This window comes from Paenibacillus sp. FSL R5-0928, assembly GCF_037970385.1.
GTDB classification, from domain to species: domain Bacteria; phylum Bacillota; class Bacilli; order Paenibacillales; family Paenibacillaceae; genus Paenibacillus_AQ; species Paenibacillus_AQ odorifer.
Window position 1 is genome coordinate 6,870,156 of record NZ_CP150225.1, and the last position, 24,642, is coordinate 6,894,797.

Below are 24,642 nucleotides of genomic sequence, written 5' to 3' on the forward strand. Positions count from 1 at the left end.
TGTCTTGAGACTACACGATGATCAAACCGAAAAAGAGCGTCTAACACGGTTACCCGTATGTAGACGCTCTTAATGTCGTTTCGCTTTAGCTCTAGCTTTAGTCAGCTTACTTCTTATTCATCTTAAACATTAGGAACAGCTCATTATAATGAGCAAGCATCCGTTTGCCAAGGTTGTCGTATACTTCAAGCCGGTCCGTAATTTCAGCAGGTGGATAGAAACGGGTATCCTCAGAAGTTTCCTCAGGAAGCAGCTCCAGCGCAGGAATGTTAGGCGTGGAATAACCTACATATTCTGCATTCTTAGCAGCAACGTCTGGGCGGAGCATGAAGTTGATGAACTGATGCGCTCCATCCACGTTTTTCGCTGTCCGAGGGATAACCATGTTATCAAACCACTTATTCGAACCTTCTTCCGGTACTACATAATCCAGCTTATCATTCTCGTCCATGATCTCGGAAGCATCGCCGGACCAGACAATCCCAACCGCAGCTTCTTCATTTGCCAGCAGCATCTTGATCTCATCACCGACAATCGCCTTCACGTTAGGAGACAACTTGTTGAGCTTGGTCAGTGCTTCTTGCAGATGCGCCTCATCCTTGTCATTAACAGAATAATGCAGGCTGTTCAAAGCCATGCCCATCACTTCACGGGCTCCGTCCACCAGGAAGATGCTATTATGCAGTCTGCTGTCCCAGAGAGAATCCCAGCTGGTGAAGTCCATGCCCTTGGTCATTTCCGGATTGAAAATAATCCCGACGGTCCCCCAGAAATAAGGCACGGAATATTTGTTGTCTGGATCAAACGAAAGGTCCATAAACCGTGAATCAATATTCTTTAGATTTGAAATCTTGCTATGATCCAGCGGGATGAGCAGATCTTCTTCTTTCATCTTAGCAATGGCATAATCCGAAGGGATTACAACATCAAAGGTAGTTCCACCCTGCTCAACCTTGGTCAACATAGCTTCATTGGAATCGAAGGTTTGATAAATGACTGTTAAGCCGGTCTCTTTTTCAAATTCCTTCAATAGATCCGGATCAACATAGTCGCCCCAGTTATAGATAGTCAGTGTGTTTCCACCCGAATATCCCTCTCTCGAATTCATCCAAGAGCCCAAGTATATAAGCGCAAATGCCGTGATAAGGATCGCCAGAAAAGCATTTATCAGCTGTTTCATCTAGGCACCCCCGCTTCTGCAACAGGCTCCGCCACAGCTTCTGCTGTGTTATGACGATTTTTCTTAAGGGTCAGGAAGTAATAACCAACCACAAGCAGAATGGTGAACAGGAAGATCAGTGTCGACAGCGCATTAATCGATAGCGATACCCCTTGTCGAGCTCTAGAGTATATCTCAACCGATAACGTCGAATAACCGTTGCCTGTTACGAAGAATGTAACTGCAAAGTCATCCAGTGAATACGTAAGCGCCATAAAAAATCCGCTGAATATCCCTGGTTTAATAATCGGCAAAATAACTTTAGTCAGCACATCCTTACGGCTTGCCCCAAGATCACGGGCTGCATCCGTCAATGTAGGGCTCATTTCCTGTAGATGCGGCAAAATCATCAATACGGCAATCGGTACGCTGAATGCAACGTGTGAGAGCAGAACAGACGCGAAGCCCAGCTTGATGCCAGCAATGGTGAACAGGATAAGGAACGAAGCACCAATAATGACATCCGGACTGACGATCAGCACGTTATTCAGAGACAGCAAGGTGTTCTTAGCGCGGCGATTCTGCACACTTTTAATGGCCAGCGCACCAATAATAGCGATAAGGGTCGCAATAGCCGAGGATAGCAGCGCGATCACAAGCGTATTGATTACGATAATAATCAGGCGCTTGTCTTGGACCACCTCACGGTAGTAATCCAGCGTAAAGCCCTCGAACTTATGCATCGTCCCCCCACTGTTGAACGAATAGTACATTAAATAGAAGATAGGTGCATACAGAACAATGAACACCAGAACTAGGTAGAGGTTAGAGAATCCATTTTTATTTCTCATTCCGCGCCCCTTTCCGCGATCCGCCTGTGATAATCATAAACAGCGCCATGATGGCAATCAGAAACACTGCAACTGTAGAACCCATGCCCCAGTCCTGAGTGACCAGGAAATGCTGCTCAATTGCGGTGCCCAGCGTAATGACCCTGTTGCCTGCAATCAGACGGGTAATCATAAATAGGGACAGCGCCGGTATGAATACTGCCATACAGCCTGAGCGTACTCCCGAAATGGTCAGCGGAAAAATAACACGTCTGAACGTGGTCCAGCCCGAAGCCCCCAAATCACGTGCCGCATCCAGCAAGGATAAATTCAAATCCTCCAAAGCGCTGTATATCGGCAGGATCATAAACGGGATAAAAATATAGACAGATACAAATACAAAGCTGAAGCCCGTAAACAAAATTTGCTGTTCTCCGATTCCAAGCAGATCAAAGAAATTATTGATCGGACCAAATGTACCGAATATCCCTATAAAAGCGTAGGTTTTTAGCAGCAAATTAATCCATGTCGGCAAAATAATCAGCAATAACCACAGCTGCTTATGTTTGGTTCTTGTCAGTAGATAAGCCGCCGGATAAGCAACCAGCAAAGAGAATGCTGTAATCAGAAACGCGTACCAGAACGAGGTCAGCGTCATTTTCAAATATACAGGGGTGAAGAAACTGACGTAATTATCCAGAGTAATATGGCCATCCAAATCAAATAACGAATAGTAGATGACAAGCACTACCGGTGCAATTACAAACAATGCGATCCAGAGGTAATAAGGGATGAGATAGTACGATTTGCCCTTATTCTTCATGACTCTCCACCTCGCCATAAGCTTCCAGACGTCTGTCGAATTCTTCCTCCGTTTCACCGAAACGCATAACATGGATCGCTTCCGGATCAAAATAAAGGCCAATTTCACTGCCTACAGTCGCCTTACGTGTAGAATGCACAAGCCATTCATGCCCGGATTCATCATAACAGCTGATTTCATAATGCACGCCCCGGAACAGCTGGGAATCAACCCGCACACGTAGTTTACCCTGTTCCAGCGTAGAAATTTCCAAATCCTCAGGACGAATAACAATCTCTACGGATTCATTCGGTTTCAGCCCGGCATCGAAACATTCGAAGCGGCGGCCGTTAAACTCCACCAGATAATCCTCGATCATAACTCCCGGCACAATGTTCGATTCGCCAATAAAATCCGCCACAAAACGGTTAATCGGCTCATCGTAAATATCATTAGGAGTGCCACTTTGCTCGATTTTTCCTTTATTCATGACAAAAATCCAGTCGGACATCGCGAGTGCCTCTTCCTGGTCATGGGTTACAAAAATAAAGGTAATCCCTAGCCGCTGCTGCATTTCCCGCAGTATGTACTGCATCTCCGTGCGCAGCTTGAGGTCTAGCGCCGATAGAGGCTCGTCCAGCAATAGAACCTGTGGCTCATTCACAATCGCCCGGGCAATGGCGACCCGCTGGCGCTGACCGCCGGACATTTCGTTAATCGCACGCTGCTCATAACCCACAAGGTTAACGAAGCTTAGCGCTTCCTGTACCTTCTTCGTGATTACGTCCTTCTTAAGCTTCTTAATGCGCAGTCCGAAAGCCACATTCTCGAATACGTTCAGGTGCGGAAACAATGCGTAATCCTGAAATACCGTATTCACCTGCCGCTCATTGGCGGGAATGTGGTTAATTACTTTTCCATTTAAATAGATAGAACCGCTCGTTGGCTCAGCGAACCCGGCGATCAATCGAAGAATAGTTGTTTTACCACAGCCAGATGGACCAAGTAGTGTATAGAATTTGCCGCGCTCTATCTCAAAGCTGACTCCTTTTAACACCGGATCTTCGTCGTCATATTGCTTAGTAACTTCTTCAAATGAAATGATGGTACCTTCCTGAATAGCTATAGCTAACAACCTCCCTTACCTTAGTAATACAATACTATTTTACCCGCATCTTGCGGAGAACAATCGAAATGGGTATGCTCAGCGCTAATAAGCGACAATTTCCCCTCTCCTTCGACGCTCCAATAGATATAGCATATTAGATTGTACCATTATATGCGATAGCTTACATTGTTAAATGCTAAGCATAAACTTAACAAGTTTGTAAAAATTCCAGTCTTCCATGCCCTTTTTGAGGTGCTATAATGAAAACGAACTGAAAAGCCAGTGTGGTTTTCTTATTTTTGCGAAAGAAGATGAATGATAATGAACGAGGGGTTACTAGACCGCCTTGAAAAATATGGATTCTCACTTTACATGATACGAATTACGCTTGCCGCATCACTATCCTGGGTAGCCGTACACAGTTTATATGGTGACCAATATCTATACTTTGCACCGCTTGCAGCCATTCTCATTACTCAAGCCAGTGTGAAGGCATCACTCGAAAAAGGAATCTACCGCCTGATCGGCATTATTATCGGTGGAATTGTCAGCCTGATTGTAGGCCAATTCTTCGATGTAGGTGCATTTTCCATTCTGCTAATTCTGCTCATCGGGATCGGAATTGCCACAGCCTGTCGGATGAATATCCAAGCGGTTTCGCAGGTCGGGGTGACCTCGGTTCTGGCCCTTACCTTTTATCACAATGATTACGTGCTGTGGAGAGTCGCCGAAACCTTTATTGGTGTGCTCATTGCCTTGATCATCAATATGATTATCGTTCCACCAAACAGGTTCGTCAAGGTAAAAGCATTGGCACTCGATGGAAGCCTTCTACTTTCGGATGCATTAAAAGGCCTCGTAGGCATAAGACGAGACTCTTCAAAGGATAATAATATGCTGGAGCAAGCAGGTAAACTGCTGTCTGCCAGCAATCAACAACAGAAGGAAATGTTCTACACCATTGCTCATTATCAGTGTCGTGGTGATCTAAAGGGGCTTATACAAGCCACAGCACATCTAAAGACCATTCATTCCTATGTTAAAGAAATTTCCGACGATATTTGCTTGCTGCCAGCACATCATGCCAATTCTGACTGGATGCTGGAAGTGCTGGAGGCAACAGCCGATTGTATAGCTGTTTATGGTACGAAGACCTTATCCAAGGTTGAATGCCAACGTTCACTTACAGATTGTCTGCATCGTGCCCGCGACTTGCAGGCGGCCAGCTTCTCTGAACTGCAAGGACGGTGCTCGCTGTCATCTGTTCGTGATCTAGGAGCGCTCTTCAGTCACTTAAACCGGGTACTCGAAGAAGTGGAACGTGCTAGTTCTGCTACTTACGTAGTTGCAGCTCGGCCTTCAACAGCTGAAATCACACGCGCTATACGCTTAATTAAAAAAGGACTCTCCCAGAAGCTCTAAGCTTGGGAGTGTCCTTTTTTTATGTTCAATCCCTATTAGACATAATGCCCTTTAGCACGATTGGTTACTACAACCATCCAACAAATTTAACTGACTGATTGTTTGGCAGCACGCCCTATCTTCACATTTACCAGTACAATACTGCTGACAATCAGCAATAATCCGATCACAAGGTTTATGGTAATCTGCTCTTTCAAAAAAACTACGCTGGTTGCTATCGAGATCAGGGGGATCAAGAAGGTGAATGAACCTACTTTTCCTGCTTCTCCTTCGTTAATCAGCTTGAAATAAATTAGCCAGCCCAGAGCAATAACAAAGATTGCGATAAACAAGGTATCCACAATAAAGGTTCCACTCCAGGTGATATCCGACCATTTCTCCGTAGCTGATCCCGAAAGTAGCAGAATGATGCCACCGATCGTGATTTGCATAGCCGTCATCCACAGCATATCCACACGTACAGCATTCCGTTTCATATATATTGTTCCTAATGCCCAGCTTAAGGCACTGGCTAGAGCCAGCACAATTCCCCATATGGAGATACTCCCATTAATTCCACCGATACTAAGAGAGGCTACCCCGAGAAAACCAAGCAGCAAACCAGCCATTTTAAGCCCGTACATGCTCTCACCTAACCACAGCCAAGAAAAAATACCTAACAATACAGGCTGCAAAAATACAATCGATGAGAACAATCCCGCCGGAACATACTGCAAGCCAATCGTCTGAAATCCATAATAAAACACAATACTAAGGACCGCCGAGATCAGATAGATCGGCCAGAGCTGCTTGAAGCGAAGCTCCTTCACCTTGGGCAGTGCAATTAGAATCAGAATAATACCGCCTACGACGGTTCGAATACCTGCAAATAATAGAGGTGGAGCGTAGTCTAAGGCGATTTTGGATATAGGCCAATTAATGCCCCATACAATCACCAAAAAAATAAGAAGGATCATACTTTTCTTCTGCTGATTCATTTGTTCACTTCCTTGGTGTAGATTCATCACAAATGATACAATAAACAAGAGCATAAATGAAATGAATAATAATCATAAGGGGCATATCATATTTGTTATGAACAATACTCAAATTCGTTTATTCGTCAAAATCGCCGAAAGCGGCAGCTTTACTAAAGCTGGTGTAGAACTGAATATGACCCAGCCTGCGGTCAGCCGGGCGATCTCGTCCCTCGAAGCCGAATTAGACGTGAAGCTCTTGCTTCGAGATCGGCGTAATGGCCTGATGCTTACGGATATCGGCAAACGTATTCTTGTTATTTTCCGTGAAATTCTAATGGGCTTTGATAAGGTCAATCAGGAGATTTATGCAGAGAGAGGTCTTGAAAAAGGGAGTATCCGCATTGGGGCTTTTCCTGTGGCATCTGCTCATTTTCTACCGAAGATTATTAGCTCTATCACTAGAAGATATCCAAACATTACGATTAGCCTACAGGAGGGCTCTATCGCTGAAGTCAGAGAATGGCTGGATTCAAAAGAAATTGATGTTGGCTTATTGCTCGCTCCCAGTGCAGAATTCGAAACCATTCCATTATATAGAGAGAAATTGTTTGCCGTTTTTAGAGATGACCATCCCCTGCAAAAGCGATCCATTGTATGTGTGCAAGAATTAGCGAACGAGCCCATGTTGATTTGCAAAGCAGGATATGAACCGCCTGTTGTAGAGCTATTCCGCAGAAGTAATAGCCATCTGAATGTAAAATATGTGGTTAATAACTTTGCAACAGCTCTTAATATGGTTCAGGAGGGACTGGCGATCGGCGTGATGTCTGAACTGTCCTTGTTATCTCTGCCTCCAAATGTGGTTACCCGTGAGCTGCAGCCGGATGCTTATAGAGATATCCAAATTGCGGTCAGCTCGCTTGCCGACACTTCAATTGCTGTAAAGCTCTTCATTGAGACAGCGCTGGAACTTTTCACTCAAAAATAAATGGATTAATGAATAGATGATAAGGAGTGCTGAGGATGAACTTTAAAAGACTTGGAAATAGCGGATTACAGGTATCCGCATTAGGACTGGGAACGAACGCTTTCGGCAAACGTGCGGATCAAGAGACCTCCATTCAGATTGTACATGCTGCGCTTGATCATGGAATTAATTTCATAGACACTGCTAATATTTACGCTGGCTCAGAATCCGAGCGAATCATTGGTCTGGCCTTGGAAGGTAGGAGACATGAGGCTGTTCTCGCAACTAAAGCAGGTTTAGTTAAAAATGAGGGTCCCAACGGCAGCGGCTCCTCCCGTCGCCATTTGCTGCAGGAGCTTGAAGATAGCCTTCGCCGCCTAAAGACGGACTATATCGATCTGTACCAGATTCATACCTTTGATCCCTATACGCCGCTTGAAGAAACCTTACGAACCTTGGACGATATGGTATCCTCGGGCAAAATCCGTTATATCGGGGCCTCCAACTATACAGCATGGCAATTAATGAAGGCGATTGGGATTAGTGAAGCACGCAACTTCACCAAGTACATTTCAATTCAGTGCAGCTACTCCTTAGCAGACCGGACACCGGAGAATGAGCTTCTTTCGCTCTGCCTGGATCAAGGTGTAGGGATCATTCCTTACTTTCCACTAGCTGGCGGAATTCTCACAGGCAAATATAATACAAGCGATTCAGCCCCATCAGGGTCCAGAGCAGATACCGATCCTAATTTCAAAAGATTCCTTGATGATGACCGGATCAAGCTCGGAAGCCAAGTGAGCCAAATTGCTGAGAAAATGGAAACCTCATCTACTGCGCTCTCCTTAGCTTGGCTTATGAATCGGCCTGCCGTCTCGACGGTTATTGTCGGGGCTACACGTGTGGAACAGCTGGAACAAAATTTGCTTAGTACCTCGCTTATACTTAATGAAGAAACTTCGGCCAAGCTGGATGAAGCCAGTGATTCCTTCCGTTATGGCGAGCCGTTCGCTTTTTACCGACTCCCATAGAGTAGTATGCTTTAACTTCTTACAAGGATGGAGGAAAGATTAATGACAACCTATACAACTGACAGCATTCAAGGAATGCTTGAAGAGCATAAGGATTTTTTTAATAGCGGCGTAACTAAAGAGGTTTCTTTTCGTCTCCAGCAGCTGCGAAAACTTAAAAATATTATTAAACAATACGAAGGACGTATCATCACCGCACTACAACAGGATTTAGGAAAAGGTGAGTTCGAAGCCTATGCCACAGAAATCGGCTTTACGCTGGACAGTATCGGCTACATGATGAAACATCTTAAGCGTTGGGCGAAGCCTAAAAAGGTTCGATCCCCGCTGCACTTATTTCCTGCAAAAAGTTATATTTTAAGTGAGCCTTACGGCACAACGCTCATTATTGGCCCGTTTAATTATCCATTTCAGTTGCTAATTGAGCCCCTGATCGGTGCCATTGCCGCTGGTAACTGCGCTGTCCTCAAGCCATCTGAGAGCACACCTGCCATCTCGTCCGTGGTTGAGCAGCTTATTCAGGAGACCTTCGAGCCGCAGTATATCCGCGTAATGCAGGGGGAAAAAGAGACCACTAATTTGCTGATCCACGCCAAGTTTGATTATATTTTCTTTACGGGCAGTGTGCCTGTCGGCAAAATCGTAATGGAGGCGGCGGCGAAAAATCTAGTGCCTGTAACCTTGGAGCTTGGCGGGAAAAGTCCGGTTATTGTTGATAAGACCGCTAATCTTGATGTTGCAGCGAAACGGATTGTCTGGGGCAAGCTGCTGAACGCGGGCCAAACCTGTATCGCACCGGATTATCTATGGGTCCACAAGGATATTGCCAAAGAATTGATCACCAAAATCAAACATCACATCACTGAGTTCTACGGTCAGGATGCACAGCCTAATACAGATTACGGCCGGATCGTGAATGATCGCCAGCTGCAAAGACTTGCCGACCTCATTGCGCGTGATCAGAGCAAGGTGATTATGGGCGGCACCATCGTGCCAGAAGAACGTTATATTGAGCCTACTTTAATCTATCCTGCCACTTGGACGGATGCTGCTATGGAAGATGAGATCTTCGGTCCGATCCTCCCAATATTGGAATATCATCAATTGGATGAGGCCATTCAGAGCATTAATGAACATCCAAAGCCACTGGCACTATACCTATTTACGGAGGATAAGAGTGTAGAAAAAGAGGTGCTGTCCCGGGTCTCATTCGGGGGAGGGTGTATCAATGATACGATCTCACATGTGGTGAGCACTTATCTTCCGTTTGGTGGAGTAGGAAACTCTGGAATCGGGGGTTATCACGGGAAGTATAGCTTTGAGGTCTTCTCCCATCGTAAAAGCATCGTCAAGCGAGGCACACGGATCGACCTCGGAATCGTGTATCCTCCTTATGGCAATAAAGTGAAGCTGGTTCGAAAAGTAATGAAATAAACAAAGCAGCAAACCTCCCATGATCGGGAGGTTTGCTGCTTATCAGAGTAACTACGCAAACAGCTCTAACAATTTCTCAACACTTATCTCAGCGGTGGAAGCCAGACATAGATCCGCTGTCTCGGTCACGAGCGCCACTCCAGCTCCCACTGACTTCATACCAGCAGCATTAATTGCGGCTATTCCCTCCTCAGTATCCTCAATCGCCACGCAGCAGTCCGGGGATATGCCCAGCATCTCCGCAACCTGCAAGTGAATCTCTGGATCTGGCTTGCTTCTACGCAAGTTGCCAGGGTCAGCCACCGCCTGAAACCAATGCCCGATCTGCAAGCGTTCGAGAATCAGCAGCGCATTCTCATTCACTGAAGCCAGTCCGATAGCGATTCCTCTTTGCTGCAAATCGGACAACACGCTGTGGATACCCGGGTACAGCTCAGCAGGCGTCATTTGCTGAACCAGCTGTCTATACTTCTCGTTCTTTTTGTTGCAGAGCATTCCCTTTACCGGTTGCGGCAAATTCAGTCCACTACTCTCCAGAATGACTTCTAAAGATTCCATTCGACTTAGGCCCTTGAGACTCTTATGCTTCTCTCGATCAAAAGAAAGCGCAAGCTCATCCGCCAGATCCTTCCAAGCCTCATAATGATACTCTCCAGTGTCAGTAATTATCCCGTCCAGCTCGAAAATAACAGCTTCAAGCTGCTTCACATTCGAAAGCCTCAGCGGCTTCTGCGCAGACAACTGTATAAGGTTTCCCTTATGCATAATCTCAAGCTCTTCGCCCTCCAGCAGCGTATAGATTACTTCTGTATCACTCACAAAAATATCCAATAGCTGTCCAGCGCATGTTATTTTAAACCGATAGCTCTCCCACTGCGCTGGCACACTAGGATTAAATGATAACATCCCGCCGCATAAGCGCATGCCACCAAAACCATTCACAATCGACAGCCAGGAGCCTGCCATAGCAGCAGTGTGCAGCCCATCCTTCACGTTGCGGTTGATGTCATCCAAGTCCATCCGTACCGTGCGGTCAAAATAGGAATAGGCTCCCGTCAAATCACCAATCTCAGCAGATATTATACTGTGGATGCACGGTGACAATGAAGAATCATGCGTCGTCAGCGGCTCATAATAATTATAATTCCGGATCTTATCCGCCAAGCTGAATTGGTCACCCAGCAGAAACATCACCATTACCAGATCCGCCTGTTTCAACACCTGATGCCGGTAAATTACCAGCGGATGGTAGTTGAGCAGCAGCGGATATTTATCGGCTGGTGTATGCTCGAAATCCCATTTTTTCTTGGAGAGAAACGTGTCGTCTTGAGCATAAATGCCAAGTCCCTCATCAAAGGGGATAAACATTTTATCCGCCGCTTCCAGCCACACTAATGTCTCATGCCCAGTCAGACCGATTTTTTGCTTCAGGCGTTCAAAATGCTCCGGATACTGTTTAGACAATATCCCTGCCATCTCGTGTGCATAATAAAGCTGATCCTGGACCATAAAGTTGGTGTATGCATTATTGTTGACGATAGCTGTATATTCATCAGGACCGGTTACTGCATCAATACAAAAGGCACCGCCCCTAGCCGGATTAAAGTACCCCAAGTCCAACCAAAAGCGGGAAGTTTCGAATAAAATTTCCGCTCCCTTCGTAACCAAAAAATCATAATCTCCGGTAGCCAGTACATACTGCTTAATGGCATACGCAATATCCGCATTAATATGCATTTGCGCCGTGCCTGCCGGGAAATACGCAGAGTTCTCTGCCCCGTCTATAGTCCGCCAAGGGAACAAGGCTCCCTTCTGCGACATTACCGCTGCACGCTCCCGTGCTTTGTCTAACGTGGCATAACGAAATTCGAGCAGCTTTCGGCTAATCTCCGGCTGTGTGAATGTAAAGAAGGGCAGCATATACATCTCGGTATCCCAGAAATAGTGCCCTTCGTATCCTTCACCCGTTAATCCCTTGGCTCCAATATTCGTAACCCCATCACGCCCTACGGATTGAAGCAGTTGAAAAGCATTAAAGCGAATGCCCTGCTGAAGGGCAAGATCACCATGAATTTCCACATCCGTATGTGCCCAGTATCGATCCAGATAAGCCTGCTGTTCCTGGGCAAGTGCTTCAAACCCGCTATGGTCTGCTAAGTGTAATATTTCATTACTTCTACTGAGTAGTTCGTCTTCCGGATAATCTTTAGAGGTATGGTAAGAGATATATTTGGTTAGTGAGACGCTTTCCCCACGCTCCACCGGGACGACAAACTGCATGGATAATTTCTGCCCCTCATGCTGCACGGTCCTTTTATCCTCATATCTTGAATCGAGCTTATGACTTACCCCTGTTAGTAAGGCAAACTGGGTATGCCGCGTCCGCTGCTTCATCCATAAGAAGGACTGTCCCGGTTCATGACCGGTATCCTCCAGGAGCAGACTGGGCTCCTTGCCTCCCGAGCCCAATCTGGGATCATCCGTTACCTTAGGTTTTTGGATCTTGCCGTCGATGGATGAAGTGAAGGTAAGCACTCCGCTGAAATTCAGCGCTTTAACCTCATAATCTATCGCCGCCAGATGTTTGTGCTGCAAAGTCACCATCCGCCGGATATGAAGCTGTACCCGGTGACCAGCTGGAGATTCCCAATCTACCTGCCGGTGCAGAACCCCGCTTCGCATATCCAGCTTTCGTTCATAATGGTGCACTTGCCCACTGTTTAACTGAAAGGTCTGCCCTTCAATACTCAGTTCAATAATCTTGGCATCTGTTACGTTCAGCATCGCTTGATTGCGGGATGGATATCCGTAGGCTCCCTCTGGATATACAATGGGCTCCGAATCAAAAAAACCATTCAAATAATTGCCTGTTACAGACGAGCCTGAGCTGCCGTGGTAACCTTCTTCGAAATTACCGCGCATGCCAATATATCCATTGCCAAGCGCAAAAATACTCTCGCTTCTTTGATTGTTCTCTTCGCTATAAGCTTCCTCATCAAGACTCCACTCCCGGTAAGGATATACCGCCGCCGGATGTACGTATGGTTTCATCTTCATCTCTCTAAGCTCCCCCTGATCACAGTTTCATTCGGGTTCTAAATCATTAACCTTTCACCGACCCACCCATAAGCCCTCTGACGAAATACTTTTGCAGCAGGAAAAAAATAGCGAGCGGCATCAGCATGGAGATAAATGCAGCCGAAGTAAGTAAATGCCAATCGTTGCCTCGTGAGCCTACTAAATCGGCAATTTTCATCGACATGACTTGCACAGACGGTTGATTGCCGATAAAAATCAATGAGACTAAATAGTCATTCCACACCCATAGGAATTGGAAGATCCCGATAGAAGCCAGTGCAGGCACTGATAGAGGCAGAATTAGCCTGCTGAATATAGTGAAATGACTTGCCCCATCCATGAAAGCCGATTCGAACAAATCCTTCGGCAATTGACTGATAAAGTTGTACATAAAGTACGTAACCAGCGGTAATCCAAAAGCCGTATGCGCCAGCCAAATTCCCAGATAACTTCCGTTTAGCCCAAGTGCGGTATAATCCTTAAGCACTGGAATAAGCGCAACCTGTATCGGAATGACGAGCATTGCAATAATGATGACAAAAAGGATTTTGCGCCCAGGAAACCGCAGCCAGGCAAAAGCATATGCAGCAAAAGAAGCGATCAATACCGGAATAACTGTTGCTGGAACTGCAATCGTTAGCGTATTCCAGAAGGCCTGTGACAATCCGGAGCCTTTTTGCACCGTTTCACTGCCATCAGCCTGTTTCAGCTTGTATTCCTTACCGGAAAGCACATTATTATAGTTATCCAGCGTGAGATCCGGTGTCATCTTCCAACCTTGTATCTGTTCATTTACGGTACGTGCTCTACGATTCTCCCACATAAGCCGGCTGCCATCAGCCTTCACGCCAGCCTTCAGCTCATCATCTGTATAAGTTTTACCGTTCACCTCAATTGGCTCCCGAAGATCCACGTCCTTGGATAGCTGAATCGTCTCTCCAGCCTTCCACTCCTGATGGGGAAAAGCTTTCCACCATCCAGTCTGCAGAATGTCAGCAGCCGGACGGAAGGAGGAAATAAATAGCCCAAGAGTCGGAAGCAGCCAAATAAAACAGATCACACCCAGCACGATATTTACAATCGTTTTGCTGCCTTTTCTCTTCTTTTTTCCAGCCATTAGAATCCCCCCTGCTTACGGAACTGACGTAGATTGATTATGATTACAGGCAGCACCGCAATCAGTAGAACAATAGCCAGCGTGGAGCCGTAGCCGAAATTACGGTACATAAAGAATTGCCGGTAGAACTGTGTAGCAACAACCTCTGTATCGTATTGACCTCCTGTCATCACCATGACGACGTCAAATATTTTCAACGTAAAGACGATAATGGTCGTTGTCACTGTCAGAATGGTTGATGAAATATATGGAATCATGATTCCAAAGAAAATCTTCACCTCATTTGCTCCATCCACTCGTGCAGCTTCCAAAATGTCGTCAGGAACCCCTTTGATTGCCGCCGAGAAAATCACCATTGCAAATCCAGTCTGCATCCAGATCAAAATGATAATGAGGAAAAAGTTATTCCACGGCTGAAGCATACTCGTCCAGGCTTGGGGTTCTCCCCCAAAATAAGTAACGATTGCGTTCAACAGCCCGATTTGTTCGTCACCCGGTTGATAGTAATATACGAATTTCCAAATGACCCCTGCCGCTACAAAGGAAATAGCCATCGGCATAAAGATGATCGATTTGGCAATTTTCTCATAGCTGCTGCGATCGGCAAGAATAGCAATTAAGAGCCCGAATGCTACACAGGCCAGCGTACCGACGAATACCCAAAGTAAATTGTTACGCAATGCCGTTGCCATCAGATGATCGCTAAAGATCGCTGCATAATTGCTCAGGCCCACAAATTTTTCTGAAGAAGCATTAAAAAAGCTCAAATATAATGTTCGTAGTGCAGGCAGGACCAGTAACCAGCCCAGAATAATCACTGCCGGACCAATAAAGATATAAGGCAGCACCTTTCGCCGGATATGATCAGGGTACTGCTCAACCGCCCAAGTCAGCGTATAGTAAATCAGATAAACACCTAGAACTCCCCAGAGGACAGCCAGAACCGCTGTTAGCAGCGGATTTAATGTGGAATCCCGGAAGAATAAAAAGATTGCGCCGTTAACAACAATATTCGCTAACAACACTACTAGGGACAACATTACCGCCTTCAGGCTGACGGTTGGCCTAGCTTGTGGTTGTGTTGGCATTTGTGGCTGTGGCTGTGATTGTGCACCCATAATAGCTCCAGCTCCTCCTATAAGTTTTGCGGAGCAAAACTCTTATCATAAGCATCGAACTCACTAGTTAGAAAACAAAAAGAGGGGCAGACAATCCTCTTTTCCTACTGCCCCTCTTTTTACTGTGCGCTTTAAATATTAGGTTAGTTGTTCCAGCCGGACTGGATTTGTTCCAAGGCTTGATCCAGTGTCGCTGTACCGCTCACATAGTCGGTCATCCCTTTCCAGAAGGTGCCTGCACCCACTTTACCTGGCATCAAGTCAGAGCCATCAAAACGCAGTGTGGAAGCATCCTGAACCAACTTCGCCATCCGGCGATCGGATTCAGAGGTATACCAATCAAGGGAAGCGTCATTCATAGGAGCAATTACGCCGCCAGATTGTACCCAGCTCTTAATCGACTCTCCAGTGGTGAAGAATTCCATGACTGCACGAACCTCTGGACGATCGTTGAACATAGCGTAAATATCACCTGCAACCAGCACTGGTTTACCATATTGCGCATCAATTGGTGGCAAGTAGAACCAATCATAATCCTGATCAACCTTTGCCGTTTCAGGGAAGAAGCTTGTAATAAAGTTACCAAGCATATTAAACCAGGCTTTAGGCGGATCAGTGAACATTGGCGCTGGGGCATCCCCGAAGGATGTCGTCACGATGGACTTAGCGCCACCGTAGACATAATCCTTGTTGAGCCAAATTTTAGACATGATTTCAACAGCATTTTTTACTTCTGGTGAAGTAAATGGCAGTTCACCTTTTACCCATTTATCGTAGTTCTCAGGCGTAGTCGTACGAAGCATTATATTTTCGACCCAGTCTGTTGCTGGCCAACCCGTTGCAGCACCGCTCTCAATGCCAATAGCCCAGGCAGGATCGCCATCCTTAGCAATTTGTTCCGTCAGCGCCATCAGCTCATCCCAAGTTTCAGGAACCTTGTAGCCTGCATCATCAAATTGTTTCTTTGGATACCATACCAAGCTTTTTACATTACTGCGGTTCCAAATCCCCGCCATGATCTTCCCGTCTTTTCCGTCCATCGTAGACATATCGAGCCAGCTCTTGTTGTAATTAGCCGTCAATTTATCTTGATCCAGCACGCTGGTCAAATCGATAACCTTGCCCGTCTTAGCAATCGACGCCAGCAGTCCCGGCTGCGGGAAGTCAGCGATATCAGGAGCATTACCGCCGTCCACACGAATATTTATTGTAGCTTCGAACTCCTTGGAGCCCTCGTATTGAATATCGATCCCTGTCTTCTCTTCAAATTCTTTAATGCTGCTCTCAAATTTCACTTGGTCAGCATCTACGAAGGGGCCAAACATTGTTACTTTAGTCCCTTTATATTCACCTTTCATCGCTAAATCTAACGGGGAACCCGAAGGTTCTGCACTAGGTGTGTTTGTCGCTTTCTCGGTGTTATCTGCTGTTGGGCTGACTGTTGCCGCCGGTGGATCTGTAGGCGCCGCATTATTGTTGCCTCCGCCGCATGCGCTCAGCGTCATTGTGAAGGATAAACACAGTACTAAAGCCAACGACTTTTTACGTCCTGAGATCTTCTTCATCTTTTGTACATCCCCTTTAATGGTTATAGAGATAACATCTTATTCAATCATCCGGGCACCCTGGCATGTATTAGCAGCTTGTAGCAGATCACCTCCTTGCAAAGCTTTTCAGAAGACAGGTAAATATCCTAAAATCAAACTCCATCACAAATGTAATTTAATAATAGCGCTTACATTTTTTATATTATCATAATTAGTAACCGTTTCCAATCGGAAAATGAGATGTTTTTCATAAGAATTCATACTATTTTCTATCCTAACATTTAAATTTTAATTAAGACCGATACATAGCTCTGAAAAGCTTTTCAGAAGAAGGTCACAAAAATAAAGGGCCTTTATTTTTCCCGCGTGGATTCCCGCACAATCAGCTTATGCTCCATCTTTTCATTCAATACCTGGACACCACCTGTTGTGAGCAATTCATGCAGCATCTCCGCCGCCCGATAACCTAACTCATAAATCGGCTGTGCAATTGTGGTCAGCTTTGGAATGAACATACTCGACATTCGCAAATTATCAAATCCAATCACAGATACCTGCCCCGGAACTAGAATATTACGATCCTTCAGATAAGAAATCGTCCCCATTGCAAATTCGTCAGCAACACAGAAAACGGCAGTCAGCTCGGGATAATCAGTAAACAACTCATGCGCCGCTTGATAAGCGTGTTCGAACCGGTGATTGGCATACTTGCTCTTCACAATATTCTGTTGTAGTCCAAACTCTGTTAACGCTCTTACAAAACCCTCATAACGAGGCGGGCCGGATACGGAGTTATCATGGTTAAAACCAATCATGCCAATGTCCTTATGCCCTAAATCAATCAGAAACTTTACCGCATCGTAAGCCGCCTGTTCATCATCTACCTCCACAGATGGAATGTCGTACTCATCAGAATGCGAGGATACCAACACAAAAGGAATTCTACAACCGACTAATTTGTCATGTGTCTCAGGATAAAGGACATCACTGGCGAACACGATCCCATCCACCTGCTTCTCATGGAAGTTATCAATGTAAGACAACATCCGTTCTTTGTCGCGGTCCGTATTGCAGATCATTAAACTGTATCCAAGCTTGATGCATGCATCCTGCATTCCCCGAATAACCCCTGCGAAATACAGGTTCTCAATATCCGGAATCAGCAGGCCCAGTGTAAAAGACTTCTTGTAGATCAGGCCCCGTGCAAACGCATTTGGTTGATATTGCAAACGTTCTACAGCCTCCATCACTCGATTCCGTTTGCTCTCTACGACCGTATTCGGTGCATTCATAACACGCGATACGGTGCTGATCGACACCTCCGCCATTCTGGCAACATCTCTTATGGTTGGCTTCATAACGATTACTTCCTTTTTTTCAGGTAACTTTTCGATGTGATTATAGCAAGCCCGTTAAGAAATAACAACAGATTTTTTAAAGCGCTTACATTTTATTTAAAAGACATACTTATTCCTTATCTAATCATTACAAAGTGCGTATAACTTACTTAAAGTGTGTATATAGTTTTATTACATGGTATACTAGGCGAGTAGCATTATTCGCAGCTACAAATACTGCTCTAGACTATCTGAGCGTTTATTATAGGAGGGATTACATTGAAGCAACAGCGCGATATTCGATTCTCCGTACTGGACTTAGCCTCTATTGTGGAGGGTGGCACAGCGGCAGACTCTTTTCATAACTCTTTAGCTTTAGCTCAACATGCTGAGGAATGGGGCTATCACCGGTATTGGTTTGCTGAGCATCACAACATGATTGGTGTTGCCAGTTCTGCTACCTCACTCTTAATTGGCCACATTGCTGGCGGCACAAAAAGCATACGCGTAGGCTCTGGAGGCATCATGTTGTCCAACCACGCACCACTTGTCATTGCTGAACAATTCGGGACCCTCGAATCCCTATATCCAGGACGGATTGATTTAGGACTGGGCAGAGCCCCGGGATCGGATCAACCGGCTTCCCGTGCGCTACGCCGTGGTCTCGGAAGCGACGGCAGTGACTTCCCCGAGCAGTTAAGTGAGCTCAGAGCCTACTTCGATCCTGCAGGTGCAGGATCACGACCGGCCGGAGTTCGTGCGGTTCCCGGTGAAGGCTTGAATATCCCCATCTGGCTGCTGGGCTCCAGCGGTTTTAGTGCTCAGCTGGCAGGAAAACTAGGTTTACCTTTTGCTTTCGCCAGCCATTTCGCACCAGAGTATTTACTACAGGCCTTACACATCTATCATAGCAATTTCCGTCCTTCAGCAGCACTAGACAAGCCTTATGTGATGGTCGGAGTTGGCATTACAGCGGCCGATACTGTGAATGAGGCAAGACGACTGGCTACCTCGCAGCAGCAGCAATTCCTTAATATCATCCGCGGACGTACGGGGAAGTTACAACCACCGGTTGATAGTATGGAGGGGCTATGGACGATGCAAGAAAAAGCAGCCATGCTTGAGAAGCAGCGTTACTCTTTCGCTGGTGATAAAGCAGCAATTAAAGAACGGCTTCAAGAAATTCTGCAAGAGACACAGGCCGATGAATTGATTGTTTCTGGTGGAATTTATGATCATAACGCTCGTCTACGCTCTTATGAGATTGTAGCCGAAGCTATGAAGGAAATCTAATTTATCATCATAATTAAGGCAAGACGATAGGTCTGGTATCGGGGTTTGAGCCCTATTCCAGATGTATGTCTTGCCTTTTTATTTTGCATTCATAATCGTTCTCAATAAAACACAATTAAAACAATGAATTATATAAAAATAAAGAGTTAAATAGAGAAAACTGCTGTAAATCCATTAATATAACTGATATTTGATCAAATATGATGAATTTTCTTCTAATATCCCATTTTTGTTTAGATATTATTTTGATTATACTTTAGTTATTCGCTATAACGAACGAATTGACGGTAGATCTCTATCCTCTTCTTCCGCTTTCACGGAGATTCCTGCATGCGCACAAAAAAGTGGTTCTGTGAGATACTACTTATTTCGACAATGTTTGATGGAAAATACGATTAGAAAAGAAGAATTTGCCGGAAACCCGCAAATGATGTCTACAAAATTTAATATGGGGTTCAGGAGAAAGGAGCGAGTAAAGTGAAGAAGAAATATCGCTCGGCTTTCATAGCTGCTTATATCCTGACTATTCTAGCAGGAGTCATCTGGCATGCTGGCGGAGTTAGTGCGCAAGATACCATTAAGCTTACGGTGAATTCGCATACGACGAGCACAACCACCATGAACAATATGCAGCCTGGTGATGAAACGAACTCAGAATACACAATTATTAATGCAGGTAGTGAGGGCTTTAATTACTATGTGGACTTCAAATTCATCTCTGGAGACGCAGAATTATACGATATTCTCCAAATGACACTCGAAAAAGAGGGAGTAATCATCTATTCAGGGGTGATGAGCGAGGCTGCCGGAAGAGTTACCATCGGTTCACTTGCCGGGGGAGAACAAAGTGTAATCCAAATGGATGTAATTTTCCCGTGGGAAGCAGGGAACGAATATCAAGGTAAAACCACAACTGTAGCCTTTGAGTTCTCCGCTTCTGGAGGACCGGAGCCATCCGCTGAACCTAGTCCTTCACCGACAGCAACGGCCACAGCTCAGCCTACACCTGAGCCAACACCGACAGCGACTACTACGCCTACAATAGAGCCAACTTCGACACCTACTGCCACGGCTACAGCTACACCTGAAGCTTCGCCGACAGCAACAGCATCACCAACCACGACACCGACAGATTCACCGACAACTACCGCTTCACCAACTGCAACGGCAGTCGCCACACCAGGGCAATCAACGACACCAACACCATCGCCAACACCTACAGCTTCAACAGTAGTAGATGAAATTAGTGTTACTGAAGCACCGATCCCACTGGGTGGAGGCGATAATGAGCCAACAGCATCACCAAGTGCTGGCAGCCAAACTACCAGCGCAACACCGCAGCCAAGCAATGAAATCGCCTTGCCTGATGATGAGCTTCCACTGGGGGCACCAGAGGTTGGCAACAAGCTTCCGAATACCGCTGAGCCTTGGTATAACTTGATTCTTGCCAGCTTAGCCATTGCGGTACTCAGCGTGATTATCATGCGCAGATTGAAATCGAAGAAATAACCACATTTTGCAGCATAAGTCTGGAGGTGAGAGAGTATGAAGGAGCGTAATGGTGTCTTGCTAGCCGTGAAGCTAATCTTCATACTCTCTTTAGTTGTGTTGATTTACTCGGTTGTACAGGTGGTCAAAGCACCGATCGAAGCTAAACAGGCTTTAAATGATTGGGCAAAAAAGAGGGAGGAAACAGTCGCCCACTCCCGTTCTGCCGAAGAAACCCCTCTTCCCTTGGGAATGGTCAGTTCAGCCAAGGAACAGCCGCCCCCCGCTCATTCCTATACAGAAGGTGAAATCATAGGAGAGATTCGTTTCCCCAAATTAAACAAAAAGATCGCAGTGCTAGAAGGCACGGAAAGCCCCGAGCTAAAAAAGGGAGCCGGACATTATAAAGGCAGCGCAGCTATCGGTGCCACCGGCAATAGTGTGCTCGCAGGCCACCGCGATACAGTGTTCCGTAATCTGGGAGAACTCGTGGCTGGAGATCTTATCGAGCTGGAAAGTACGGACGGGACTTTTACCTATGAAGTAACAGGCAGCACAATTGTTGACGGGGACGAACGTGGTGCTATAAAGCCAAGTGATAAGGCCATCCTCACGTTGATTACCTGTTATCCCTTTTCATATGTGGGATCTGCACCGGACCGTTATTTACTTTCAGCGAAGTTAGTGAAACAAGAAATATTACCGCATTAAACCTAAATATTACCTCAATCTTCTTCCTCAGGGATGAGACCTTATATGGAAAGTGATACTATATATATACAATAGTAAAGAGGAGATGACCCAAGGTGAAGAAAGAGGTTGTAGAACGGTTTATTTCGTATGCACAAATGGATACCCAATCGAATGAAGATAATGAGACTTGCCCATCCACTCCGGGACAGATGGTTCTGGCCCACAAGCTGGTTGAAGAGCTTAAGGAAATCGGTATGGAGGAAGTCCAGGTGGACGAGCATGGCTATGTTATGGCGACACTCCCTGCGAATACGGACAGGGATGTTCCGACCATTGGTTTTTTAGCCCATTTGGATACGGCGACTGATTTTACCGGAACGAATGTGAAGCCACAGATTATCGAGAACTATGATGGTCAAGATATTCTTTTGAATAAAGAGCTGAATGTTGTATTGTCCACAGCGAGCTTTCCGGAGCTGGCGGAATACAAAGGCCACACCTTAATTACAACTGATGGCACGACCCTGCTTGGCGCAGATAATAAAGCCGGTATTGCTGAGATTATGACCGCCATGCATTACCTCATTCAACATCCAGAAATCAAACACGGCAAGATTAGAGTTGCCTTCACACCAGACGAAGAAATCGGCCGCGGGCCTCATAAATTTGACGTAGCCGCTTTTAATGCTTCCTATGCTTACACTGTAGACGGAGGTCCACTCGGAGAATTAGAGTATGAAAGCTTTAATGCTGCGTCTGCCAAAATCTCAGTCTACGGCGTTAATGTTCACCCTGGTACTGCAAAAGGAAAGATGATTCATTCCGCCAAAATCGCCATGGCACTTCATCTCAGACTCCCTGCTGAAGAAGCGCCCGAATATACAGACGGGTATGATGGCTTTTATCACCTAAGCTCTATAGAAGGCACACCTGAATTCAGCAAGCTGCAATATATCATCCGCGACTTCGACCGTGAGAAATTCGAGGCACGTAAAGCTTATCTCTCAGCTGTCGTAGAAGAATTCAAAAGCATCCATGGCGAAGAGAACATCGTGCTTGAAATGAAGGACCAATATTACAATATGCGCGAAAAAATCGAGCCTGTGCGTCATATCGTCGATATTGCCCATGAGGCGATGGAGAACCTTAACATCACACCGATCATCCGCCCGATTCGCGGAGGTACAGATGGCTCGCAGCTTTCCTACATGGGCTTGCCGACACCTAATATTTTCACCGGAGGCGAGAATTTCCATGGCAAATTCGAATATGCGTCTGCGGACAATATGGTAAAAGCGGTAAATGTTATCGTGGAGATTGCTAAGCTATTCGAACAGAAAGCCTAAAGCATTATCCGCATCACTCCTTTAAAACACCAAAAATCCCTGTAGAGGCCGATCCAGACCTCTCAGGGATTATTAATGTTCTTAGACTATTCGATTAGCATCTTTCTTCCGGCGGCGTGTCCTTCCAGATCACGTTTTCTCCGTAATTCTTACCCCAATCGTACATCAATCGAAGGACGGGAAGCAGACTTTGGCCGTATGAAGTCAGGGAATACTCTACTTTTGGTGGAACCTCAGCGTACACTTTTCTTAGAACCAACTGGTCTTCTTCAAGCTCGCGAAGCTGATTGGTCAACATTTTTTGCGTGATATGAGGAATTAGCTTTTTCAGCTCGCTGAACCGCTTTGTCCCTTCAAGCCCAAGATGCCAGAGGATAATCAGCTTCCATTTCCCTCCGATCACCGCAAGCGTTAATTCCTTCTCACAGTTAATTTCCTTCAAGTTTATGCGATCTTTAATCTCGGTTGCCATTCCTAAAGTGCCTCCTCTCTCCTGTTATCATACTAACACAAAAACGAATAACCTCCTTATAGGAAGGCATTCGTTTCTGTACGTTCACTCTAAATTAGCATGCTTGCCGAACATTTGCTGATTCGTCTGCCCCGTCTTCTCCATCATTCGCAGAATAATAGCATCATAAAAGACCAACATCGTCTGTTCGAATAAAGAAGCCATCGGCTGGATCGTGCTGTAGCTTCCACTGGCCGGATCTTTTGGAGATCCCGGCAGCTTCACTGTGTAGCCCGCTAAACGTCCAACCGTCGAATCCGGCGCAATGGTAACGGCAACAACTTCTGCACCCACCCCTTTGGCTTTCTCAGCCATAGAGATCAACCCTTTCGTCTCACCGGAACCGGAACCGAGGACTAACACATCCCCCTGTTCAATCCCCGGAGTCACCGTTTCGCCTACAACATAAGCCTCTTTACCAACATGCATTAACCGCATAGCAAAGGCCCGTCCCATCAATCCAGATCTGCCCGCTCCAGCCACGAAGATCTTGTTGGACTGAAGCAGCAGCTCAGCCATTCGCTCAGTCTCTTCTTCATCAAGCTGAGATATGGAGCGCTGGAGCTCCTCTATAATGCGCTGTGCGTATTTCATTGTATCCATTGTAATCTTAAGCCTGACTAACTAGACGTTTCATTTCTGCTGCGGCAGCCTTTTGATCCGCTTCACCTGTGATGCCTCCGCCAACGATGACAAGATCAGGGTTCGCGGCGATCACTTCTGGAAGTGTGCTTAGCTTGATCCCTCCAGCGATAGCTGTTTTTGCCTGCTTAACCACACTCTTAATCGCATTTAAATCTGCAAAAGAATTTTTACCTTCCGCTTGATGGTCATATCCAGAGTGCACACAGATATAGTCTACGCCAAGTGCGTCTACTTCAGCCGCTCTTGTTTGGATATCCTTCACATTGATCAGATCAACTAGAATCTCTTTATTGGTTTTCTTCGCTTCCTCCACTGCACCTCTAATGGTAGAATCATCAGAAACACCAAGTACAGTAACGATATCCGCGCCCGCTTCCACGGCCTTCATCACTTCATATCCACCTGCGTCCATGATTTTCAAATCTGCCAACACAGTCAAAGCAGGAAAAGCCTCTTTAATTGCTTTCACTGCATGCAAACCTTCATTTATAACGATAGGTGTTCCAATTTCAACGATATCTATAAATTCGGCAACTTTTGAGACAACCTCTTTCGCTCCCGCAATGTCCACTAAATCCAACGCTAATTGTAATTTCATATTTATTTGCACTCCTCATTAATATATTTTAGTAAGTCATGTACAAATTGTAGTTCCTTACATCCCTCTAGGGAAGTAGGCACTTTATTGTGATGTAGTTACCTGGAGGATACTAATGCGCGGTTAAAGGGCTCTTTTCGACCTAAATTAAAAACGTTT

Annotated in this window: 21 protein-coding genes; 8 read left to right on the forward strand and 13 right to left on the reverse strand. The window is 45.7% G+C overall.

The genetic code is table 11. From position 1 onward, the window contains the following. Positions 1 to 106: 106 nt before the first annotated feature. The 4 genes from MKZ16_RS31140 to MKZ16_RS31155 are packed head-to-tail and all read right to left on the reverse strand — an operon-like array spanning position 107 to position 3,911. A complete protein-coding gene (locus MKZ16_RS31140) occupies positions 107 to 1,180 on the reverse strand; it encodes an ABC transporter substrate-binding protein (protein WP_076105064.1) in 1,074 nt (357 codons plus the stop codon). After that, positions 1,177 to 2,010, reverse strand: a complete 834-nt coding sequence (locus MKZ16_RS31145) for an ABC transporter permease (protein ID WP_036682094.1) — start codon at positions 2,008 to 2,010, stop codon at positions 1,177 to 1,179. Before MKZ16_RS31145 ends, MKZ16_RS31140 begins: the two co-directional genes overlap by 4 nt. Beyond that, positions 2,000 to 2,812: an ABC transporter permease gene (locus MKZ16_RS31150; RefSeq protein ID WP_036682096.1), complete on the reverse strand. Its 813-nt coding sequence runs from the start codon at positions 2,810 to 2,812 to the stop codon at positions 2,000 to 2,002. Before MKZ16_RS31150 ends, MKZ16_RS31145 begins: the two co-directional genes overlap by 11 nt. Next, entirely contained in the window at positions 2,802 to 3,911 is a 1,110-nt protein-coding gene (locus MKZ16_RS31155) for an ABC transporter ATP-binding protein (RefSeq protein ID WP_036682445.1), read from the reverse strand. Before MKZ16_RS31155 ends, MKZ16_RS31150 begins: the two co-directional genes overlap by 11 nt. Before the next feature lie 309 nt (positions 3,912 to 4,220). On the opposite strand from MKZ16_RS31155, the gene MKZ16_RS31160 reads away from it, so the two are divergent. Next, complete coding sequence (locus MKZ16_RS31160; protein WP_076105065.1) at positions 4,221 to 5,321, forward strand: FUSC family protein; 1,101 nt, start codon at positions 4,221 to 4,223, stop codon at positions 5,319 to 5,321. An 86-nt stretch (positions 5,322 to 5,407) separates the two neighbouring features. Here the strand turns inward: MKZ16_RS31160 and MKZ16_RS31165 are convergent, their stop codons facing one another. Then, positions 5,408 to 6,298, reverse strand: a complete 891-nt coding sequence (locus MKZ16_RS31165) for a DMT family transporter (protein WP_036682097.1) — start codon at positions 6,296 to 6,298, stop codon at positions 5,408 to 5,410. A gap of 61 nt (positions 6,299 to 6,359) precedes the next feature. Here MKZ16_RS31165 and MKZ16_RS31170 point away from each other — a divergent pair, with 61 nt between their 5' ends. Genes MKZ16_RS31170 through MKZ16_RS31180 form a run of 3 tightly spaced genes read left to right on the forward strand, consistent with a single transcriptional unit; the run spans position 6,360 to position 9,712 of the window. Next, on the forward strand, positions 6,360 to 7,268 hold the full coding sequence (locus MKZ16_RS31170; protein WP_305953736.1) for a LysR family transcriptional regulator: 909 nt from the start codon (positions 6,360 to 6,362) through the stop codon (positions 7,266 to 7,268). 35 nt (positions 7,269 to 7,303) lie between these two features. Continuing rightward, positions 7,304 to 8,278 carry an aldo/keto reductase gene (locus MKZ16_RS31175; RefSeq protein WP_076105066.1) on the forward strand — a complete coding sequence of 325 codons (975 nt, stop codon included), beginning with the start codon at positions 7,304 to 7,306 and terminating at the stop codon, positions 8,276 to 8,278. Between the two features lie 42 nt (positions 8,279 to 8,320). Beyond that, positions 8,321 to 9,712, forward strand: a complete 1,392-nt coding sequence (locus MKZ16_RS31180) for an aldehyde dehydrogenase (protein WP_076105067.1) — start codon at positions 8,321 to 8,323, stop codon at positions 9,710 to 9,712. A gap of 51 nt (positions 9,713 to 9,763) precedes the next feature. Here the strand turns inward: MKZ16_RS31180 and pgmB are convergent, their stop codons facing one another. The 5 genes from pgmB to MKZ16_RS31205 form a co-directional block, all read right to left on the reverse strand. After that, on the reverse strand, positions 9,764 to 12,769 hold the full coding sequence (gene pgmB / locus MKZ16_RS31185; RefSeq protein WP_081383980.1) for a beta-phosphoglucomutase: 3,006 nt from the start codon (positions 12,767 to 12,769) through the stop codon (positions 9,764 to 9,766). Between the two features lie 46 nt (positions 12,770 to 12,815). Then, complete coding sequence (locus tag MKZ16_RS31190; protein WP_038573741.1) at positions 12,816 to 13,907, reverse strand: carbohydrate ABC transporter permease; 1,092 nt, start codon at positions 13,905 to 13,907, stop codon at positions 12,816 to 12,818. Then, entirely contained in the window at positions 13,907 to 14,995 is a 1,089-nt protein-coding gene (locus MKZ16_RS31195) for a sugar ABC transporter permease (protein WP_036682450.1), read from the reverse strand. Before MKZ16_RS31195 ends, MKZ16_RS31190 begins: the two co-directional genes overlap by 1 nt. Positions 14,996 to 15,168: 173 nt before the next feature. Beyond that, entirely contained in the window at positions 15,169 to 16,590 is a 1,422-nt protein-coding gene (locus tag MKZ16_RS31200; RefSeq protein WP_036682109.1) for an ABC transporter substrate-binding protein, read from the reverse strand. 335 nt (positions 16,591 to 16,925) lie between these two features. Beyond that, positions 16,926 to 17,930, reverse strand: a complete 1,005-nt coding sequence (locus MKZ16_RS31205) for a LacI family DNA-binding transcriptional regulator (protein WP_036682112.1) — start codon at positions 17,928 to 17,930, stop codon at positions 16,926 to 16,928. Between the two features lie 258 nt (positions 17,931 to 18,188). On the opposite strand from MKZ16_RS31205, the gene MKZ16_RS31210 reads away from it, so the two are divergent. The 4 genes from MKZ16_RS31210 to pepT all read left to right on the forward strand — a co-directional run bounded on the left by MKZ16_RS31210 (position 18,189) and on the right by pepT (position 22,729). Continuing rightward, positions 18,189 to 19,202, forward strand: coding sequence for an LLM class flavin-dependent oxidoreductase (locus MKZ16_RS31210; protein ID WP_080742657.1), 1,014 nt, complete (start codon positions 18,189 to 18,191; stop codon positions 19,200 to 19,202). Positions 19,203 to 19,679: 477 nt separating this feature from the next. Then, a complete protein-coding gene (locus MKZ16_RS31215) occupies positions 19,680 to 20,711 on the forward strand; it encodes a hypothetical protein (RefSeq protein ID WP_038573745.1) in 1,032 nt (343 codons plus the stop codon). A 36-nt stretch (positions 20,712 to 20,747) separates the two neighbouring features. Next, entirely contained in the window at positions 20,748 to 21,401 is a 654-nt protein-coding gene (locus MKZ16_RS31220) for a sortase (protein ID WP_051491225.1), read from the forward strand. Between the two features lie 95 nt (positions 21,402 to 21,496). Next, positions 21,497 to 22,729, forward strand: a complete 1,233-nt coding sequence (pepT, locus tag MKZ16_RS31225; RefSeq protein WP_076105069.1) for a peptidase T — start codon at positions 21,497 to 21,499, stop codon at positions 22,727 to 22,729. Positions 22,730 to 22,823: 94 nt separating this feature from the next. On the opposite strand, the gene MKZ16_RS31230 is transcribed toward pepT, so the two are convergent. The 3 genes from MKZ16_RS31230 to hxlA all read right to left on the reverse strand — a co-directional run bounded on the left by MKZ16_RS31230 (position 22,824) and on the right by hxlA (position 24,483). Beyond that, the gene (locus tag MKZ16_RS31230) at positions 22,824 to 23,201 is read right to left on the reverse strand and encodes a helix-turn-helix domain-containing protein (protein WP_036682121.1); all 378 of its coding nucleotides are present in this window, start codon (positions 23,199 to 23,201) and stop codon (positions 22,824 to 22,826) included. 84 nt (positions 23,202 to 23,285) lie between these two features. Further along, the gene (gene hxlB / locus MKZ16_RS31235; RefSeq protein WP_038573747.1) at positions 23,286 to 23,843 is read right to left on the reverse strand and encodes a 6-phospho-3-hexuloisomerase; all 558 of its coding nucleotides are present in this window, start codon (positions 23,841 to 23,843) and stop codon (positions 23,286 to 23,288) included. A gap of 7 nt (positions 23,844 to 23,850) precedes the next feature. After that, positions 23,851 to 24,483: a 3-hexulose-6-phosphate synthase gene (gene hxlA / locus MKZ16_RS31240; protein ID WP_036682127.1), complete on the reverse strand. Its 633-nt coding sequence runs from the start codon at positions 24,481 to 24,483 to the stop codon at positions 23,851 to 23,853. Positions 24,484 to 24,642: the final 159 nt, after the last annotated feature.

Excerpts from the sequence above, each read along its gene's own strand:
- MKZ16_RS31175 (WP_076105066.1), top strand. The coding sequence starts at position 7,304 with ATGAACTTTAAAAGACTTGGAAATAGCGGATTACAGGTATCCGCATTA.
- hxlB (WP_038573747.1), bottom strand. The coding sequence starts at position 23,843 with ATGGATACAATGAAATACGCACAGCGCATTATAGAGGAGCTCCAGCGC.
- MKZ16_RS31160 (WP_076105065.1), top strand. The coding sequence starts at position 4,221 with ATGAACGAGGGGTTACTAGACCGCCTTGAAAAATATGGATTCTCACTT.
- MKZ16_RS31195 (WP_036682450.1), bottom strand. The coding sequence starts at position 14,995 with ATGCCAACACAACCACAAGCTAGGCCAACCGTCAGCCTGAAGGCGGTA.
- pgmB (WP_081383980.1), bottom strand. The coding sequence starts at position 12,769 with ATGAAGATGAAACCATACGTACATCCGGCGGCGGTATATCCTTACCGG.
- MKZ16_RS31220 (WP_051491225.1), top strand. The coding sequence starts at position 20,748 with ATGAAGGAGCGTAATGGTGTCTTGCTAGCCGTGAAGCTAATCTTCATA.
- MKZ16_RS31205 (WP_036682112.1), bottom strand. The coding sequence starts at position 17,930 with ATGAAGCCAACCATAAGAGATGTTGCCAGAATGGCGGAGGTGTCGATC.
- MKZ16_RS31165 (WP_036682097.1), bottom strand. The coding sequence starts at position 6,298 with ATGAATCAGCAGAAGAAAAGTATGATCCTTCTTATTTTTTTGGTGATT.
- hxlA (WP_036682127.1), bottom strand. The coding sequence starts at position 24,483 with ATGAAATTACAATTAGCGTTGGATTTAGTGGACATTGCGGGAGCGAAA.
- MKZ16_RS31200 (WP_036682109.1), bottom strand. The coding sequence starts at position 16,590 with ATGAAGAAGATCTCAGGACGTAAAAAGTCGTTGGCTTTAGTACTGTGT.
- MKZ16_RS31230 (WP_036682121.1), bottom strand. The coding sequence starts at position 23,201 with ATGGCAACCGAGATTAAAGATCGCATAAACTTGAAGGAAATTAACTGT.
- MKZ16_RS31180 (WP_076105067.1), top strand. The coding sequence starts at position 8,321 with ATGACAACCTATACAACTGACAGCATTCAAGGAATGCTTGAAGAGCAT.
- MKZ16_RS31150 (WP_036682096.1), bottom strand. The coding sequence starts at position 2,812 with ATGAAGAATAAGGGCAAATCGTACTATCTCATCCCTTATTACCTCTGG.
- MKZ16_RS31145 (WP_036682094.1), bottom strand. The coding sequence starts at position 2,010 with ATGAGAAATAAAAATGGATTCTCTAACCTCTACCTAGTTCTGGTGTTC.
- MKZ16_RS31170 (WP_305953736.1), top strand. The coding sequence starts at position 6,360 with ATGAATAATAATCATAAGGGGCATATCATATTTGTTATGAACAATACT.
- MKZ16_RS31190 (WP_038573741.1), bottom strand. The coding sequence starts at position 13,907 with ATGGCTGGAAAAAAGAAGAGAAAAGGCAGCAAAACGATTGTAAATATC.
- MKZ16_RS31140 (WP_076105064.1), bottom strand. The coding sequence starts at position 1,180 with ATGAAACAGCTGATAAATGCTTTTCTGGCGATCCTTATCACGGCATTT.